Annotated in this window: 14 protein-coding genes; 9 read left to right on the top strand and 5 right to left on the bottom strand. The window is 69.4% G+C overall.

The features are described 5' to 3' along the window. A partial coding sequence (locus ACTHLI_RS09845; protein WP_440183181.1) for a GNAT family N-acetyltransferase occupies positions 1-294 on the bottom strand: 294 nt, incomplete at its 3' end. Between the two features lie 167 nt (positions 295-461). After that, on the bottom strand, positions 462-2,504 hold the full coding sequence (locus tag ACTHLI_RS09840) for a glycoside hydrolase family 31 protein (RefSeq protein WP_440183180.1): 2,043 nt from the start codon (positions 2,502-2,504) through the stop codon (positions 462-464). Between the two features lie 437 nt (positions 2,505-2,941). Here ACTHLI_RS09840 and ACTHLI_RS09835 point away from each other — a divergent pair, with 437 nt between their 5' ends. The 5 genes from ACTHLI_RS09835 to ACTHLI_RS09815 all read left to right on the top strand — a co-directional run bounded on the left by ACTHLI_RS09835 (position 2,942) and on the right by ACTHLI_RS09815 (position 9,100). After that, a complete protein-coding gene (locus ACTHLI_RS09835; RefSeq protein WP_440183178.1) occupies positions 2,942-4,234 on the top strand; it encodes an extracellular solute-binding protein in 1,293 nt (430 codons plus the stop codon). A 4-nt stretch (positions 4,235-4,238) separates the two neighbouring features. Further along, positions 4,239-6,260, top strand: a complete 2,022-nt coding sequence (locus ACTHLI_RS09830) for a glycoside hydrolase family 127 protein (RefSeq protein WP_440183177.1) — start codon at positions 4,239-4,241, stop codon at positions 6,258-6,260. After that, on the top strand, positions 6,260-7,129 hold the full coding sequence (locus tag ACTHLI_RS09825) for a carbohydrate ABC transporter permease (RefSeq protein WP_440183175.1): 870 nt from the start codon (positions 6,260-6,262) through the stop codon (positions 7,127-7,129). The genes ACTHLI_RS09830 and ACTHLI_RS09825 overlap by 1 nt, the downstream gene beginning before the upstream one ends. Before the next feature lies 1 nt (position 7,130). Further along, positions 7,131-8,018 carry a carbohydrate ABC transporter permease gene (locus ACTHLI_RS09820; protein ID WP_440183173.1) on the top strand — a complete coding sequence of 296 codons (888 nt, stop codon included), beginning with the start codon at positions 7,131-7,133 and terminating at the stop codon, positions 8,016-8,018. Between the two features lie 77 nt (positions 8,019-8,095). Continuing rightward, positions 8,096-9,100: a LacI family DNA-binding transcriptional regulator gene (locus ACTHLI_RS09815; RefSeq protein ID WP_440183172.1), complete on the top strand. Its 1,005-nt coding sequence runs from the start codon at positions 8,096-8,098 to the stop codon at positions 9,098-9,100. Between the two features lie 68 nt (positions 9,101-9,168). On the opposite strand, the gene ACTHLI_RS09810 is transcribed toward ACTHLI_RS09815, so the two are convergent. After that, positions 9,169-9,747 (bottom strand): TetR family transcriptional regulator, encoded by a 579-nt coding sequence (locus tag ACTHLI_RS09810; RefSeq protein ID WP_440183171.1) that lies wholly within the window; start codon positions 9,745-9,747, stop codon positions 9,169-9,171. Positions 9,748-9,861: 114 nt separating this feature from the next. Here ACTHLI_RS09810 and ACTHLI_RS09805 point away from each other — a divergent pair, with 114 nt between their 5' ends. After that, positions 9,862-10,914 (top strand): zinc-binding alcohol dehydrogenase family protein, encoded by a 1,053-nt coding sequence (locus ACTHLI_RS09805; RefSeq protein ID WP_440183170.1) that lies wholly within the window; start codon positions 9,862-9,864, stop codon positions 10,912-10,914. Between the two features lie 21 nt (positions 10,915-10,935). On the opposite strand, the gene ACTHLI_RS09800 is transcribed toward ACTHLI_RS09805, so the two are convergent. Continuing rightward, on the bottom strand, positions 10,936-11,481 hold the full coding sequence (locus ACTHLI_RS09800) for a helix-turn-helix domain-containing protein (RefSeq protein WP_440183169.1): 546 nt from the start codon (positions 11,479-11,481) through the stop codon (positions 10,936-10,938). Between the two features lie 113 nt (positions 11,482-11,594). After that, a complete protein-coding gene (locus ACTHLI_RS09795; protein ID WP_440183167.1) occupies positions 11,595-12,641 on the bottom strand; it encodes a hypothetical protein in 1,047 nt (348 codons plus the stop codon). Positions 12,642-13,291: 650 nt separating this feature from the next. Between ACTHLI_RS09795 and ACTHLI_RS09790 the strand changes: the two genes are divergently transcribed. The 3 genes from ACTHLI_RS09790 to ACTHLI_RS09780 all read left to right on the top strand — a co-directional run bounded on the left by ACTHLI_RS09790 (position 13,292) and on the right by ACTHLI_RS09780 (position 16,714). Further along, the gene (locus ACTHLI_RS09790; protein WP_440183165.1) at positions 13,292-14,308 is read left to right on the top strand and encodes a LacI family DNA-binding transcriptional regulator; all 1,017 of its coding nucleotides are present in this window, start codon (positions 13,292-13,294) and stop codon (positions 14,306-14,308) included. 102 nt (positions 14,309-14,410) lie between these two features. Then, on the top strand, positions 14,411-15,736 hold the full coding sequence (locus ACTHLI_RS09785) for an ABC transporter substrate-binding protein (RefSeq protein ID WP_440183164.1): 1,326 nt from the start codon (positions 14,411-14,413) through the stop codon (positions 15,734-15,736). Between the two features lie 90 nt (positions 15,737-15,826). Beyond that, complete coding sequence (locus ACTHLI_RS09780) at positions 15,827-16,714, top strand: carbohydrate ABC transporter permease (protein WP_440183162.1); 888 nt, start codon at positions 15,827-15,829, stop codon at positions 16,712-16,714.

Here is a 16,714-nt window from a genome sequence, read left to right as displayed (position 1 = left end):
TTCGATCTGCAGCCGGGTCGCCCCGACACGAGGAAGACCGGGCAGTCGGGTCAGCTGCATCGTGCCGACCACCCGACCGTCCTCCTCGAGCACGACCAGGAGATGGTTCGGATCCCCGTCGATCTCCGCGAAGGCCCGCGCATAGGCATCGCGATCCTCGGGGCGGTCGGTGTCCCCGCGGGAGGCGCTGACCTCGTCGTCGGCGAGCAGGGCGGTCAGTGGGGGGAGGTCCTCCTCGACGGCCTTGCGGAGGATCACGTCCGGCAGCAGCCGTGTGGTCGGCGGGATCAGCACGGGCCCAGTCTGCCGTCCGCCCGGAGGCGGTGAGCCGGGCTCGCCTCCGCTATGCAGCCCAGGCGTCCTCCCCTGCTCCTCGTGCCCCGATCAGGTACGACGCGACGAGCTGCGCTGTGGCCGGCGTCGTGCAGGAGTGCCGTGACCGGGCGACGCAGGCGCGCTCGTCATTCCAGTCGGCTCTCGACCAGCTCGATCAAGGCGTCGCGAAGGGCCGCCGGCAGATCCATGGATCCGAGCACGTCCAGCTGCTCCTCGACCGATCCGGTGTTCAGCGCCGACCAGAGCGCAGGCTTCGATGCGTTCGGAGTCTGTGCGCCTTGGATCACCTGGCGGAGAGCCGTGCGATGCGCGCCGCTCCGTTCCGGACGGCGCGGGAGGCTCAGCTCGGCGCCTCGATGCGATTCGACCTGCAGCACGACGGTGAACCGATCGGGCGCTGACTCCGGGTCGCCGAGCTCGCCGTCGGCACTCGCGAGGAAGGTGATGCGCCACTCTCGCCGCGCGGGAACCAGGCGTGTGTCTCCCCTCGCCGGCCCGATATTGAAGCGGGAGGCATCCTGGTGCCAGGAGAGCTCGGTCTCGCAGATGCCGTCGCCGGGCTGGTCGCCGTCCTCGATCAGCGTGAACGATCCCGGCGCCCCCGGTGCGACGAGCACTTCGATCGTCGCGGGGTTCTCCCCTGCGATCAGCTCGGTGGACGCGTCGAGGGGAAGGATCCCGCCGGCGCGGAGCAGGACGGGGATCGACTGCAGCGGCCTGTGCAGCCGCACCGACCGGTCACCGGTGTAGCTGACGCCGGTGAAGATGTCCGTCCACAGCCCGGGTGGCAGCCATGCGTCCGCAGCGCCGAGGAGCGTGGTCGGATCACGTGGTGCGACCACAGGGGCGACGATCAGCTCCGACCCGAACGCGTACTGGTTCGGAACGGCGTACGCCTCCGCGCGATCTTGTTCCAGGTGGTACATCGGGCGCACGAGGGGGGTCCCGGCGGCGGCGCGGTGGTTCATCGTGTGCAGATAGGGAACCAGCCGGTGCCGGAAGCGGAGTGCGTCGTGCATCGCTGCGCGGGGCTCCGGGGGGAACATCCACGGCTCTTTTCGGATGAACGTGTTGCTCGCCGAATGGAGTCTCATGATCGGCGAGAAGGTGCCGAACTGCACCCAGCGGGTCGCGAGATCGTCATCGCGGACGCCGTCGATGTGGCCACCGATGTCGTGGCTCCACCAGCCGTATCCGACGTTCGCGGCTGTCGCGGTGAACTCCGGCTGGAAAGCCAAGGACGCCCAGGAGATCACGGCGTCTCCGGAGAACCCGACCGCGTAGCGATGACTGCCCGGGCCCGCGTATCGCGAGAAAGTCATGCCGGCGCCCCCCGCGCGGGCGGAGTCGAGGTGGTGGAAGTGATTCAGGACCCAGAGTGGGTCCACGCCGGGAATCCGGCTCGATCGCCCCTGCTGCCAGTCGATCCACCAGAAGTCGACGCCTTGCTCCTCGATCGGACGATGGAGCACTTCGAAGTACGCCTGGAGGAACGTCCGGTCGACCGGGTCGAAGGCGATCGGGGCCTGCGTATCCGGGTCCACGCCCATCGCCCGGGCCATCTCGGGGTAGGGGACCTCGAACGCGCGGACGCCGTCCGCCGGGTGCAGGTTCAGGGTGACATGCAGGCCGCGGCGGTGGAGTGCACCGAGGAACTCCACCGGGTTGGGGATGAGCGCCGGATTCCAGGAGTATCCGGTCCAGCCGCTCCCGAAGCGCGCTGGCACGGACTCGACCTCGTGCCAGTCCATGTCGATCACCGCAACCGAGAACGGCAGTCCCTCGGCGGTGAACCGGTCCATCAGTTCGATGTACGCCGCGTCCGTGTAACGGTGGTACCGACTCCACCAGTTGCCGAGCGCCCATCGCGGCAGGAGCGACGGCTGCCCGGAGACGAGGTAGAAGGCGCGTAGCGCATGCTCGAAGTCGTGGCCGTAGGCGAACACGTAGAGGTCGCGTGATTCCTCGGACCGCACGCCGATCCAGCCGTCGGTCTCGAAGAGGAAGGAGCGGCTATCGTCGACGACGGCCACGCCGCCACCCGCGAGCACGCCGGGTTCGAGGGGCATCCGCCCGTCGACGGCGTCGAGCGTCCGTCCGGTGCCCCCGAGGTTGCCGCCATCGTCGCCGTAGTGCCATCGGTGCTGGCTCGCTCCCCGCAGCTCCACGGTCAGCCCCTCGGGCGACGGCGGCGATCCGTCGTACAGAAGGCGAGCTCGCGAGGTCGTGATCTCGACCCCCGCACCGATCCGCCTCACTGAGAACGGCGGCACCGGCGTCCGGCGGCGGAGGGCGAACGTCGATGCTCGGTCCTCGAATGCTCCGGCATCGCTCCATTCGAGGCGGAACAGTCCGTCGTCGAGCACGGTGATCCGCCACGTGGTGCCTGCGACTGTCGCTGTCGGCGCGGCGACCGGGTCCGCGCCGGGGAACGGACGGATGGCGGACACAGCATCCGGCGCTGCGCCCATGTGCGCCTCTCCTCTCTCGCCGCCGCCGTGATCAGCAGCGCGTTCGTCGTCCTTGACATGCCGGGAATCCCGACGCTACGGTCACGATATCAGAAACAGTTGCCGGAAATGTTTCCGGCTCCGAGGAGACAATGATGTCGAAGCGCATGAAGGCGGCCCTCGCCGTAGGCCTGCTCCCCGCTGTCGTCGCCGCACTTGCGGGCTGCAGTGCCACGCCCTCCGGTGGGGGCAGCGGAACCGGCCCGATCACGATCTGGGGGCGCAGTGGCGCATCCGAGGTGAAGCCGTTGGTGCAGGCCTATGAGAAGGCGCACCCGGGTCAGCGGGTGCAATACACACCGGTTGCGGATGCCCAATTCCTGCAGAAGCTCAGCAACGCGGTCCGCTCGAACTCCGCGCCGGACGTCGTGGCGTTCGACCTCGTCAACGGCCCGCTGCTCGGCACCGAGGGGCTGCTGACGGACATCAGTGGCAAGACCGCCTCGCTGGGCTCGGCCGCGGCGATCACGGCTCCTGCGCTGGCTGCCGGCAAGGTCGCTGGGAAGCAGTACTCGCTCCCGATCGCCGTGGGGTCGTCCCAGATGATCTGGAACAAGGGACTGTTCAGGAAGGCGGGCCTCAACCCGGACAAGGCGCCGGCGGACCTGGCGGAGGTGCAGCGAGACGCCGAAGCCATCCACGCTATATCCCCGAAGACCTACGGGTTCTCGACGCTCGGCTCCGCGGGCGGGGCGTACACGGGGTTCCCCACCATGTGGGCCGATGGCGGGCAGCTGCTGAGCGCCCTCGGGGCGAAGCAGAAGGCGACCTGGGGCTCATCTTCCGCCGTGGCTGATGATCTCCTCTGGCTGCAGCGCATGTGGAAATCCGGTGTCATGCCGCCGACGGAGGCGCCGAACCAGGACCCGGGCGGCCAGACGATGCAGATGCTCGACACCGGGAAGATCGGCATCGCGTTCACCGGCACGTGGGCGATCTCCGGTGCGGATGCGCAGAAGCAGCAGTGGGGCTACGCGGCGGGGATTCCCGGCCGATCAGGAAAGCTCAGCGGCTTCCTGGGTGGGGACGCCCTCGGCATCGTCGCGAGCTCGAAGCATCAGGGCTCCGCATGGGACTTCCTGAAGTGGACCGTTACGACGAAGGCCGCGGCCAAGCTCGTGCTGGCGAGCGGATCGCTACCGCCGAACACGACCTTCGCATCGGCACTGGTGGCATCCGATCCGACCCGATCCCTCGCGGCGCTGCACACGGCTCGCCTGCCGCTCAGCATCGCCTACAACGCGGTGATCAACGACCCCAACGGTCCGTGGACCACAGCGGCCCAGAACGTCATCTTCAACGGAGCGGATCCCTCAGCTGTCCTGCCTCAGGCAGCGACGGCGGCGGACAAGCTCATCGGCGCCGCCTACGACCAGATTGGTTCTTGAACGAATGCTGAATGATGTCACCGGAGTGGACCGGCCGAGGACGAGCGATCGGGCCCCCGCCCGGGCGACGGTCGGGACGCCGGTCAAGCCGAGCCCCGCCGCGCGAGCCGTGCTGCGACCGCTCTCGGTCTCCGATGTCCGCATCACCGGCGGCATGTGGCACCGGTGGCAATGCGCCAATGGGGAGCGCACGGCGCCGAGCCAGATCGAGTGGCTCGAACGCGAGGGGACGATCGACAACCTCCGGCGCCTCGCGCCTGGGAGAGCCGATGCGCCTGAGCGCCGCGGTCTGTGGTTCACCGACTCCGATCTGTACAAGCTCATCGAGGGCTTGGCCTGGCTTCGCGGAGCCGACCCGGCCGGCGCTGCCTTCGCGGGTGAGCTCGAAGAGCTCGTCGAGGTGATCGAGGCCGCGCAGGCGACCGACGGGTATGTGAACTCCTGGGTCCAAGCGGGGGAGGCTGAACGGTGGGCCGGTCTCGAGCAGAGCCACGAGCTCTACTGCATCGGCCACCTCATCCAGGCCGCGGTCGCGCTCGTGCGAGCCACGGGAGACCGCCGTCTCCTCGCGGTCGCGACGCGCGCGGCCGACCTCGTCTGGGAGGTCTTCGGTGACGGGCGTCGAAGCGACCTCGACGGGCACGAGGAGATCGAGATGGCGTTGGTGGAGCTGGCGCGGGAGACCGGCGAGGCCCGGTACCTGTCCCTGGCGCAGCAATTCGTCGAGGGTCGTGGCCACGGACGGATCCCGAACTGGTTCGCCGGATCCGCATATCTGCAGGACGAGGTTCCGGTCCGCGAGCAGTCCGAGGTCGTGGGACATGCCGTACGCGCGGTCTACCTGCTCTGCGGTGCTGTCGATGTGGCCGTCGAGCTCGGAGATCAGGAGCTCCTCGATGCAGCCGAGCGCCAGTGGCGGACGATGACGAGCCGGAAGATGTACGTCACCGGAGCGCTCGGATCGCGCTTCGACGGCGAGGCGTTCGGCGAGGACTGGGAGCTGCAGACCGACCGTTCGTACGGAGAGACCTGCGCCTCGATCGGGTATCTGATGCTCTCCTGGCGACTGCTGCTCGCGCGGGGGGACGGACGCTTCGCAGACGCGATCGAGCACACGCTCTACAACCTGTTCGCCGCGTCCACCAGCGTCGACCGGCTCGCGTACTTCTACAACAATCCGATGCAGCGCCGGCGCGCGCTGCCCGCCGCGGATCCGAGCCGCCGGTCGCTTCGCGCAGAGGCGCAGGGCACGCGGCCGCCGTGGTTCGAATGCGCTTGCTGTCCGCCGAACATCGTTCGGACAGTGGCGAGCCTCGCCGCATATGTCGCGACGACGGATGACGCGGGCGTGCAGATCCATCAGTACATGGCGGGCTCGGTGGCCACCGCCGTGCACGGGCAGCCCGTCTCCTTCGCCGTCGCCACCGAGTACCCCCTCGACGGGGTCACGGTTGTGACGCTCGACCAGACGCCGACGACGTTGTGGACGCTCTCCCTGCGCATTCCCGCGTGGGCGGACGGCTGGCGGGTCCGAGTGAACGGTGACGTCATCGGTCGTCCGACCCTCGAGAGCGGGTATGTGCGGATCGAGCGCACCTGGCGCAGCGGGGACGTCGTCGAGGTCGAGTTCCCCTTACAGCCCACGTACCTCGCCCCCCACCCCGCAGCGGACGGTCTGCGCGGTACGGTCGCGCTCCGCCGAGGTCCAGTGGTCTACGCGCTGGAGGGCGTCGACCAGGACGAGGACGTGGACCTGCAGCTCGTCGCTGTCGACGTCCGCAAGGCGCTGACGGAGCACCGGGCCGCAATTGGCGGTGAGCCGTACATCGCGCTGACGACGGAGGGCTACCTGACCTCCGGGCGACAGTGGGAGGACGTCGGATACCGTGCCGTCTCGGTCCGCGACGATGACGTCCGCGCGACGACACTCCGCTTCATCCCGTATCACCTGTGGGCGAACCGAGGTACATCCACGATGCGGGTCCATGTTCCGGATCGGCGGCCGGGCGCGCCGGAGCAACCCTGATGCGACGACCCAACTGGTTCGCGATCGGCATGGTCGGTCCGGCACTGCTGCTGGTCGCCGTCTTCTTCTTCGTGCCGATGGTGCTCCTCGTGTACATGTCGTTCACGCAGTGGCCGCTGTTCGCGGGAGCGCCCCGGTGGATCGGCCTGGCGAACTACCAGACGCTCTTCACCGACCCCGCCTTGGGGCTCGCCGTCGTGTTCACCCTGAAGTTCACGGTCGTCCTGGTCCCGATCTCCTTCCTCGTCTCGTACGGGCTGTCGATGATGCTGCGTCGGTCGAACCGCATCTCGGCCGTGTTCCGGGCCTCGTTCTTCCTCCCCGTCGTCATCGGCTTCACCGCCGCCTCGTTCATGGCGTCGACCCTCCTCACGCCCGGCACGGGCTTGATCAACAGGCTCATCGGCGCGACCGGCCTCGGCAGTGCCGACACGGCCTGGTTCTCCCATCCCACCGAGGCGTTCTGGGCGGTGGTCGTGCTCACCGTCTGGAAGACGGCGGGCACCGCGATGATCCTGCTGATGGCCGCCGCGCAGGCGGTCGCACCCGAGGTCGTCGAAGCGGCGCGCATGGACGGAGCGTCCTGGTTCGCCGTCGAAACCCGCATCATCGCCCCGCTGATCCGGCGCACGATCGGACTGTGCCTCATCCTCTCGATCGGCGGCACCATCCTCACCTTCGACCAGTTCTACGCGCTGACGAGGGGTGGACCGGGCGGCGGGACCACGACGGTCGTGCTGTACACGTACACGACGTCGTTCATCCAGTTCCGCCTCGGCTACGGCGCGGCGATCTCGGTCGTCGTCTCACTCGTGATCCTGGCGATCACCGCGTTCCAGCTGCGCGTGCTCGGCCGGGAGGAGGACTGACATGACGACGCGGACCATCGCGCGGACGACGCCCCGGCGTTCTCGCGCCATCCCTCCCCTCTCCCGTCCGGCATACGTCGTGCTCGGCACCGTGCTCGCGGTCGTCGCCGTCGCACCGATCCTCACCACCGTCATCCGGTCGTTCCAAGGCCGGAACGCCGACGCTGAGGGACTCACCCTCGGGTCCCTGGTGCAGCTCACCTGGCGGAACTACGGCATCCTCTTCAGCTCGTCGGCGGACATCCTGCGTTACGCGGTGAACTCCGCGGAGGTCGGCGTCGCGACCGCGCTCATCGCGCTCTTCGCCGCGGTCACGGCGGGCTACGTCCTCGCGCGCGTGCGCGCGCGCTGGGTGGATCGCGTCTTCCTTCTCGTCCTTGCCCCGATCGTCGTTCCGATCCAGGGTCTGCTCACGCCCCTGTCCGTCGTGCTCAAGGACCTGGGGCTGCTCAACACCCTCGCCGGCGTCGTGCTGGTGCTCGCCACCTATCAGCTGCCGTTCTCCATCTTCGTGATGCGCAACGCCTTCGCCGCGATCTCGGTGGAGCTCGAGGAGTCCGCGAGACTCGACGGCTGCTCACAGCTGCAGGTCATGCTGCGCGTGATCCTGCCGTTGTCCTGGCCCGGGTTCGTCACGGTCGGCCTGTTCGGATTCATGGCGGGATGGAACGATCTGATCACCTCGGTCACCTTTCTCTCGAGTCAATCGACCTACACCCTCCCCATTGCCCTGACCCTGCTGTCCACGCACAGCAACTTCGGCATCAGCGTCGTCGACCCCGGGCTCGTCACGGGGGCGACGACCATCGCTGCACTGCCGGTGGTGGCCCTCTTCCTGCTGCTCCAGCGCTACTACGCCGAAGGCCTGACCGCGGGATCATCCCGATAGCCGGGCGGTGCTTCGCCGTCGGCGCCGCGGTTGATCATGACCTGCCAGGATGGAGTGGGCGAGGGGACCAAACACGCATGGATCGGCCGGTGCGCGTCGGAGACATCGCTCGTGCCGCGGGTGTGTCGCCGGGCACGGTTTCGAAGGTGCTCAACGACACCGGACAGATCGGCGACCGGACCCGCCAGAAGGTGCTCGAAGCCGCTCGCAGCCTCGGGGTCAGCGTCCGACGACGCGACGGAATCGCCTCCCGCTACGACCGACGTGAGCTCACGCTCGGCATCCTGAGCACCGACGAGTACGGGCGCTTCATGGTGGGCACGCTCAGCGGAGTCGAAGATGTCGCGACGGGGGCCGAGGTGGACCTCATGCTCGGAGCGATCCGCGGCGACGCCGTCCGAGAGAACTATCACGTCGCGCGGCTGCTGAAGCGCGGTGTCGACGGGATCCTCGTCACCGGGTCGACGAGCGAGACTCGACCATCGATAGGACGGTTCCCCGGAGTGCCGGTCGTCTACGCACTCGGAGCCTCCGACGACCCCGGCGACCACTCGGTGGTTCCGGACGACCACGCAGTCGGCTACGTCGGCGTGCAGCACCTGCTCGCACTCGGTCGTTCCTCCCTCGCAGTCATCGCGGGCCAGGAGGACAGTCTCACCAGCTCGAGACGCGTGGCCGGCGCCCGCGCAGCGGCCGCGGAGCTCGGTTCCCCGGGCTTGCGACTCGAGGTGCTCCACGGCGAGTGGACGGAGAACTGGGGGCGGACAGCCGCTGCCGGACTTGTCGCGGGCGGCAAGGATCTGGACGCGATCTTCTGCGTCAGCGATCAGGTCGCCAGAGGTGTGCTCGACCACCTTCGGGAACGCGGCATCCGCGTGCCGACGGACATCGCCGTGCTCGGGGTCGACAACTGGGACCTGATGGTCGAGGCTGCGCGGCCGACATTGACCAGTGTCGATCTGAACCTGCGGAAGATCGGCGAGCTCGCCGCGACGCGTCTGCTCGCCGCAGCGCGTGGGGAAGCGCTGCCGCGCGGCATCGAGTACGTGCGCCCGTTCGTCGTAGCCCGGCAGTCGACCTGATCGGTCTCGCCCGCGGACGGCGCGACACCGGCTCTACCGATCGTGCGGCGCTGATCGTCGGCGCGCCCTCAGCGCGACGGCCCCGCTGCGATCGATCGCTCGAGGTGCAGCCGGTCGAGGACGGCGTCCGTCGCCTCCGCCATCGACGCCGGGCTCGACTGCGCGAGCCACGCGTCGAGCGCGACGTGGAAGACGAGGGCGCCCAGCTCCGCGATCAGCCGCGCGTCGGGTGGCGCTTCGCCGCGGTCGACGAACGCCGCCTGCGCGGCCACGACGAGGTCGGCCCGCTTCAGGGCGTCGCGCTCGCGGAGCGAGTCGTCGGCCGCGACGATGCGCCGCCAGGCCGCCGTCTCCTCGCGATGCCCGTCGAAGCGCGTCGCCGCCACCTCGCGGAGCACGCTCCGGACCACCTCCACCGGGGCCAGTCCCGGAGGTGCGGCACGGATCAGGCTCGCGGCGAACTCGGGGATCTCGTCTCCGCCGAAGATCACCTCGCGCTTGTCGGCGAAGTAGCGGAAGAAGGTGCGGGTCGTGAGGCCGGCGCGGGCGGTGATCTGCGGCACCGTCGTCTCCGCGTAGCCCTGCTGCGCGAACAGCTCGAAGGCGGCGCGTTCGAGCCGCCCGCGCGCATCCGGAGCCCACCGCATCCGTCGACTGTACGTGATGACACCTCATGTCATACTCCTCCCATGACACGACGTGTCATCGAGGGAGAGGGAGACGATGATCCGAGCAGCACGGCGGCCCCTGGTCCGCCTCGCATGATCGACGGGGACGAAGCGCTGTGGTTGCGCTCGCCGGGCGGCCGGTTCGAGGTCCGGTCCGCCCCGCGGCCGACCGCCGGCCCCGGGCTGGTCGTGATCCGGGTGCGAGCGATCGCGGTGAACCCTGTCGACGCGATCGGTGGACCTCTGCGCCGCATCGTCACGCCGTGGCTCCGCTATCCCGCGGTGCTCGGCAGCGATGTCGCGGGTGAGGTCGTGGCCGTCGGCGACGGCGTGACGCGCCTCCGGATCGGCGACCGGGTCCTCGGGTACGCGGCCGGCCAGGAGCGCATCCGCAACTCTCCGGCGGAGGGCGGGTTCCGGCGGTACGTCGCCGTCCTGGCACGGGTGTGCACCGCGATCCCGGACGAGGTGACGTTCGAGCGCGCGGCCGTGCTGCCGCTCGCGCTGTCGACGGCCGCCGCCGGCCTCTTCGAAGCCGACCAGCTCGGGCTCCCGATGCCGGCGATCCCGGTCGCGCCGCGGGAGGACGTGGTGCTCGTCTGGGGTGCCTCGACCAGCGTCGGCTGCAACGCCGTCCAGCTCGCGCGGGCGAGCGGGTTTGCTGTGGTCGCGACGGCCGGACGACGGAACCACGAGTTCGTCCGGTCGCTGGGCGCGGAGGCCGTGCTCGACTACCGGGACGGCGACGTCGACCAGCGCATCGTCGAGGCGGTGGGGGACCGGCGGCTCGCCGGGACCGTCGCCATCGGCAGCGGGTCGCTCACCCATGCGCTGCGGATCGCTCGGCGCCTCCCGGGGACGAAGCGCATCGCCTCCGCCTACCCGGATCCGATCACGCGCGCCCGATCGCTGGCCGCGCGAGCACGGGGGCTGCGCGTCAGCTCGATCTGGGGCGGGACGCCGGTCCGCTCGGCGGTCGGTCCCGCCGTGTTCCGGGACTACCTGCCTCCGGCGCTCGAGGACGGCCGCTTCCGGGCCGCCCCCGGTCCGGTCGTCGTCGGCGCGAGCCTGGGGGACATCCCGGAGGCGCTCGCCCGGCTCCGCGCGGGCGTCTCGGCGTCGAAGCTCGTCGTCACGCTCGAGTGATGTGCGGCCGCGAGTCGGGGGTCACTGCGCCCCGGCATCCGTCGCCTGGTCCGGTGCCGCATCCAGCGGCGACGTGGCCGTCGACGCCGCCCGCCGGCTCCGCAGCTGGTGCCGGCTCCGGGAGAGCGGGTACTTCGCGTCGAGACGCGGCTCCAGGACCAGGGTCCGGAGCGCCCGGAGGATGATGAACCCGGCGAACCAGTAGGAGACGAGCAGTGGCAGCCCGTACTGGCCCGTCGTGAACGTGAAGAGCGTGACGACGACCCCGACGCCGATGTAGAGCCAGCGCCACGCGGATGTGACGCGGTCGCGGGCCGTCTGCTGCACCTCCGTCCGGGCGGCCATGGACTCCACGCGGTCGCCGAACTCCTGGCCATCGAAGGCGGTGTAGAGGTCGCGCACGGGCACCCGCAACGCGGATGCGACGAGGGACAGCGTCTCCAGGCTGGCGTCGTGGCCCGCCTCCAGGCGCTGGACCGTCCGGATCCCGACACCGCTCTCGGCGGCGAGGCGTTCCTGCGTCCAGCCCAGGTCCTGCCGGAGGGAGGCGATGCGCGACTCGTTCATGCGCTCGATGATCCCTTCCCTCCTCCGGTGGACGCCACGTCGCGGAGCCGCCAGCGAGCCGCCACGGGGCGCCAGTCGGCCGCCAGTCATCGAGACCGCCCCCGAGCTCGTCGTCAGGGGGTGCTGAGGTGCCACCCCTCCGGCGCCTCACCGGACGTCGTGTGCCAGTGCTCCCGGGGACCGGAGGCGTGCAGCGTGTCGGTGAGCCACCAGGTCTGGTCCGGATCCCAGCCGCACAGCAGCGTCGCGGTCGTGCCGTCGAGCGGGATCCGCCGGGTCGCCGTCGCGAGGTACCCGAGGACGGAGAGGTGCACCGCGTCGTAGTCGCGGCTCACCGCCTCCCAGTCCGGGATCAGCCACCGATCGTCCGTGCCGGTCACGCGGTACCAGTCATGACGGCGGGACCAGGTGACGTCCAGCGGGAAGCGGGTCACCAGGTCCGCCCACGCCTGGGGACCGTCGATCTCCGCGATGCGCGGCGGCGTCCTCGGCCGGACCGGATGGACGAAGGCGTCCCACTGACCGAAGCTGTCCTCCTCCCAGAGGAGGTTCGCCGAGCCCAGCCCCGGCAGGGCGCGCGTGGTGGGGACCCCTGCGGGCGTCGGGGTCGACCACCACGTGCCCGACCAGTTGGCCGTCGGGTCGTCCGGCCGCTCCGTCCGTGCTCGCGTGTTGTCGGCCTCCTCGTCCGTCCGCCAGGTGGCGAGTCGAGCGGCGAGGCCGTCGAGCCTGGGTTCCGCGGCCGGGAAGTGCTCGTCGTAGCGAGCGGTGTACCGCTGCGCGCCGAGGTCGATCCCGGTGGACCACCACTGCGCCGCGGGGGCGCGGCTGATCGCCGCCGCGATCGGCGCCAGGGCCGCGGTCAGCGCCGGGTCGGCTGCGACGCGGTCCTCGTCGCGCGGCTCCTGCCAGCCCATGGCGGCGCTCACCGTGTCGTCCATCGCGTCCGCGAACGCGAACGGGCCATCCCAGTGCTCGACCGGGGCGGGGTCGACCTGCTCGAGCGCGGAGCGCAGCGCCGCTCGCCCCCCTCCGTCCCCGGGGTGCCGAGAGGCATGGAACCACGCGCCTCCCACTGCCTGGTCGAGCTGATGTGCGACGGCGAGGCAGAGGTGCCTGCCCCGCGGCCCGGCGAGGAGGGCGGAGAGCGACTGGTGCACGGCCCCAGCCTGCCGGAGCCACGTGCCGATGGGCGCGGCCTCGCCCTGGGCGGCCGTGCCGGACCGCTGCTGCCGCGGCGGGGGTCGGTCAGGCCGCGGTGAGCGCGTCGGACACCCGCCAGAGCCGGTCCGCCAGCTCCGGATCGAGGGCCCAGGCCTTGACGCCGTGCGGGTGGTCCGCGAGGGCGGCGTCGTTCGGGACCGGGTACGCCTCCCGGCAGTCGTCGAGGTAATGGCCCCCGGTCTCCGCGAACTCGGGCGCGACCGCGGCGGATCGCTGAGAAGGTCTTTCGGTAGACGCCGAGCTCGAGGCGGGACGTGTACACCGACCCGTGCAGGTACTCGCCGGGCTCTGCGTGATCGCGAGACGGACACGAGGATCAATTGGTTCAGGCCCACGCCATGCCTCGAACATCGAGGCGATTGCCCCCACCACACGGTCCTGAGGCATCGCCGATCTGTTGATGCGGTTCTGCCGCTGATGAATTGGCGATATATCGCCGGCTCAGATCGCCACGGGGGCGCCTGGGCCGTGCGACTCCGCCGCAGGGCGCGGGAGCGGGGCGCGGTGGACCGGTCGTCGCGCCTCGTTGTAGCGTGTCCGCGCGCGGTCCCGGACCTGGGAACGTCGGAACCAGTTCGGAGGGCCCGTGAGTCAGCGGGTCACGATCCTCGATGTCGCCGCGGATGCCGAGGTGTCCATCGCGTCCGTGAGTGCCGCCCTCAACGGCCGTCCAGGGGTGTCAGCGGACACCAGGGCGCGCATCCTCCAAAGTGCCCAGCGCCTCGGGTGGGTTCCGTCCGTTCGCGGTCGCGGACTGTCGGGTAAGCGTTCCTACGCGCTCGGCCTGGTGCTCACCCGCCAGCCCGAGGTCATCGAGTCGGACCCGTTCTTCGCGGGCTTCATAGCCGGCGTCGAAGGGGTGCTGCAGAACCGCGGCTACGCTTTGGTGCTGCAGCTCGCCGGACGCGACGAGGGTCTCGAGCGCTTCCGCCAGCTGCATCTGGACAACCGAGTCGACGGTGTTTTCATCACCGACATGTCTGTCGACGATCCGCGCGTCGCCCTCGTATCCGAGATTGGGCTTCCCGCTGTCGCGATCAACTCCGCGCCCGGATGCGCCATCACCTCGGTGCGGCAGGACCAGAGCGTCGGGTTCGGCGAGCTCGTGCGTCGCGTCGTGGAGCTCGGGCACCGCGACATCGCACACGTCGCCGGACGCCGCGGCATGATCCACACCCGGCAGCGCATCGACGTCTGGCGTTCGACGTTGCGCGACGCAGGCATCCCGGCCGGGCGGCTCGTCTACGGCGACTTCTCGACCGAGAGTGGTAGCCGCGCGGCCGATCGGCTGTTGAACGGGCCGAACCGGGCACCCACTGCCGTCGTATGCGCGAATGACCTCATGGCCATCGGATTCATTGCCCGTGCGAGCGCCCTCGGCTTCGATGTCCCGCACGACGTGTCGGTCACCGGTTTCGACGGCATCCACCTCGGCGCCTACGTGCGGCCGGCCCTCACCACCGTGATCACGTCGCCACGTGAACTCGGTGCCGAGGCCGCGAAGACGCTGCTGCGGCTCGTCGACGGGCAGTCGGCTGCCGACCGCGACATCGCACCGACTCGTCTGCTGGAGCGGGATTCGCTGGTCGCGCGCTCGCGCTGACCTTCGAACACAGGGCTAAAACGTTTAGCCCCCGATGGTCGTGTTTGGGCGGGTGGGAGTGGTAGGTTCGCGGAACCGAAACGTTATGCCAATGGAGGCATCATGGTGACAACGAAGTTCCACCGAGCGCGGGTCCTCGCCCTCGCTTCAGTCCTGGCCGTCGGCGCGATCGCACTAACGGCCTGCAGCTCGGGCTCGAGTGGTGCCGCACCGACCGCCGGCGGCGATGCCACCGGGCAGCTGAACATCCTCGTCTCGAGCGCGCCAGGATCCGATGCGGGCTTCCAGGCCGTGACGAAGGCATTCGAGAAGAAGTACCCGAAGGTGACCGTCAACCTCTCGGCCGTTCCCAATGAGAACTACAACCAGGCACGATCCTCGCGACTCACCGCGGGAAGCGTGGACATCGTCGTCGCTGCGCCGCGGCAGGTCCCCAGCTATGTGCCCGCATCGAACGAGGGAGACGACGCTCGTCTCGCCGACCAGGGGGGCTACCTGGACCTGACCAACGAGTCCTTCATGAAGAGCTTCAATCCCACCGTGCTGAACGCCGCGAAGTACAAGGGCAAGAACTACACCGTGCCAACCGGCCTCAGCTACTACACCGGCATGTTCTACAACAAGAAGATCTTCACAGACAACAACCTGAAGGTGCCCACCACCTGGAGCGATCTGCTGAAGACCTGCGCCGCGCTGAAGGCCAAGGGCGTCGTGCCGTTCGGCATCGCGGGGAAGGACTCCGCCGGCGTCATGACCCTCGGCGTGACCGAAGGCCTCTACCCGTCGGCCGATGCGATGAACACCCTCGCCAAGGACCTCTACGCGGGCAAGACGAAACTCAACACCGGCAAGCCGCTCGATCTGATGAAGAAGGTGCAGACGCTCTACGGCTACGCGGAGCCGAACTTCGCCGGTGTCAGCTACGCGACCATGACCGCGGACTTCGTCAACGGCAAGTTCGCGATGATGCCCGACGGCACCTGGAACACCACGACCCTGCAGAAGTCGGGCGCCGGAAAGCTCGACTTCGGATACGTGCCGCTGCCCTCGAGTGACACCGCGGCCGACAACGCCAACCTCGGCGGCAAGGTCGAACTGTCCCTAGCCGTGCCGGCGAACGCGAAGAACCAGAAGGCAGCCATCCAGTGGCTCGACTTCTTCACCAAGAACTACAAGCTGTTCAACGACCAGGCGGGCTTCGCCCCCGCGGTGCAGGGCGCGACGAGCGATCCCTTCTACACCTCGATCCAGCCGTACACGAAGACGTTCCTCCCCGCATGGGACACCATCTGGATCACGAACACCAAGGCCGGCCCGGCGGCATCCGTCCCCTTCAACTGGGCCGGCATCGCGCCGATGGGCAATGCCGACGCCCAGGGCGCGGCCGACGCGGCGCAGCACGACTGGCAGGCGGGCCTCGGCAAGTAGGCCGCGCCGTCAGCGGGGAGGGCGCACCGCAGCACCCTCCCCGCCTCACCCCCTTCCGCTGCACGATGCCATCCGCCTAAGAGAGCCGGTATGCAGAGCTCGAACAACACCATCTTCGGCCGGAGGACCATTCCTCAGCTGACCTTCGCGGCCGGGATCTCGCTGGTCGTCGTCTTCTCGCTCGTGCCGGCCGTCGGCGTCCTCGCGCTGTCGTTCACCGACATCCGCGCGCTGCCCTTCCTGCCCGTGAACTGGGTCGGTCTCGACAACTACTTCACGTTCTTCTCCTCGGCGCAGCTCGGCTACAACCTGCACGCGCTCGCGAACACCTTCGTCTTTGCGATCGCGGTCACCGTGCTGCAGAACGGGATCGCGCTGTTCGTGGCGCTGCTGCTGAACCAGCGACTGCGAGGACGCAACTTCGCCCGAGCCGTCGTCTTCATGCCGACGATCCTTGGCGTCACCGTCATCGGGCTCATCTTCACCCTGATCTTCAACCCCTCCGGCGGCCCCGCTGCGGCGGTGTGGAGCTGGTTCGGCAGCTCGTCCGCGTTCTTCGGCGACCCGAAGCTGGCGATGACGCTGGTGATCGCCGTGCAGGTCTGGTCCGGTCTCGGCGTCGCGGTGGTGATCTACCTCGCCGGCCTGCAGGCGATCCCGCAGGACCTCTACGAGGTGGCCTCCATCGACGGCGCCACCAGCTGGCAGCGGACACGGAACGTGACGCTGCCGCTGCTCGCTCCCTCGATCACCGCCAACACGCTGCTGTCGGTCATCGGTTCGTTGCAGAGCTACCAACTCATCTACGTGCTGACCGGCCCCATCAACCCCGCCACCCAGGTGCTGTCGCTCGCGATCTTCACCCAGGGCTTCGGCGGAGCCCAGGGCGGGGCGGCCCTGTCGCAGGGCTACGCGGCCGCGATCTCGATGGTGCAGTTCGTCATCGTGATGATCGCCTCGTTGCTGACCCTGTCCTAG

Origin of the sequence: Amnibacterium sp. (assembly GCF_051956055.1) — a bacterium.
Lineage (GTDB): Bacteria > Actinomycetota > Actinomycetes > Actinomycetales > Microbacteriaceae > Amnibacterium.
This window is presented reverse-complemented; position numbering and strand designations above follow the sequence as displayed.

What these genes read in the sequence shown, in the direction of transcription:
- ACTHLI_RS09835 (WP_440183178.1), top strand. Translation starts at nt 2,942, where the DNA reads ATGTCGAAGCGCATGAAGGCGGCCCTCGCCGTAGGCCTGCTCCCCGCT.
- ACTHLI_RS09830 (WP_440183177.1), top strand. Translation starts at nt 4,239, where the DNA reads ATGCTGAATGATGTCACCGGAGTGGACCGGCCGAGGACGAGCGATCGG.
- ACTHLI_RS09825 (WP_440183175.1), top strand. Translation starts at nt 6,260, where the DNA reads ATGCGACGACCCAACTGGTTCGCGATCGGCATGGTCGGTCCGGCACTG.
- ACTHLI_RS09820 (WP_440183173.1), top strand. Translation starts at nt 7,131, where the DNA reads ATGACGACGCGGACCATCGCGCGGACGACGCCCCGGCGTTCTCGCGCC.
- ACTHLI_RS09815 (WP_440183172.1), top strand. Translation starts at nt 8,096, where the DNA reads ATGGATCGGCCGGTGCGCGTCGGAGACATCGCTCGTGCCGCGGGTGTG.
- ACTHLI_RS09810 (WP_440183171.1), bottom strand. Translation starts at nt 9,747, where the DNA reads ATGCGGTGGGCTCCGGATGCGCGCGGGCGGCTCGAACGCGCCGCCTTC.
- ACTHLI_RS09805 (WP_440183170.1), top strand. Translation starts at nt 9,862, where the DNA reads ATGATCGACGGGGACGAAGCGCTGTGGTTGCGCTCGCCGGGCGGCCGG.
- ACTHLI_RS09800 (WP_440183169.1), bottom strand. Translation starts at nt 11,481, where the DNA reads ATGAACGAGTCGCGCATCGCCTCCCTCCGGCAGGACCTGGGCTGGACG.
- ACTHLI_RS09785 (WP_440183164.1), top strand. Translation starts at nt 14,411, where the DNA reads ATGGTGACAACGAAGTTCCACCGAGCGCGGGTCCTCGCCCTCGCTTCA.
- ACTHLI_RS09780 (WP_440183162.1), top strand. Translation starts at nt 15,827, where the DNA reads ATGCAGAGCTCGAACAACACCATCTTCGGCCGGAGGACCATTCCTCAG.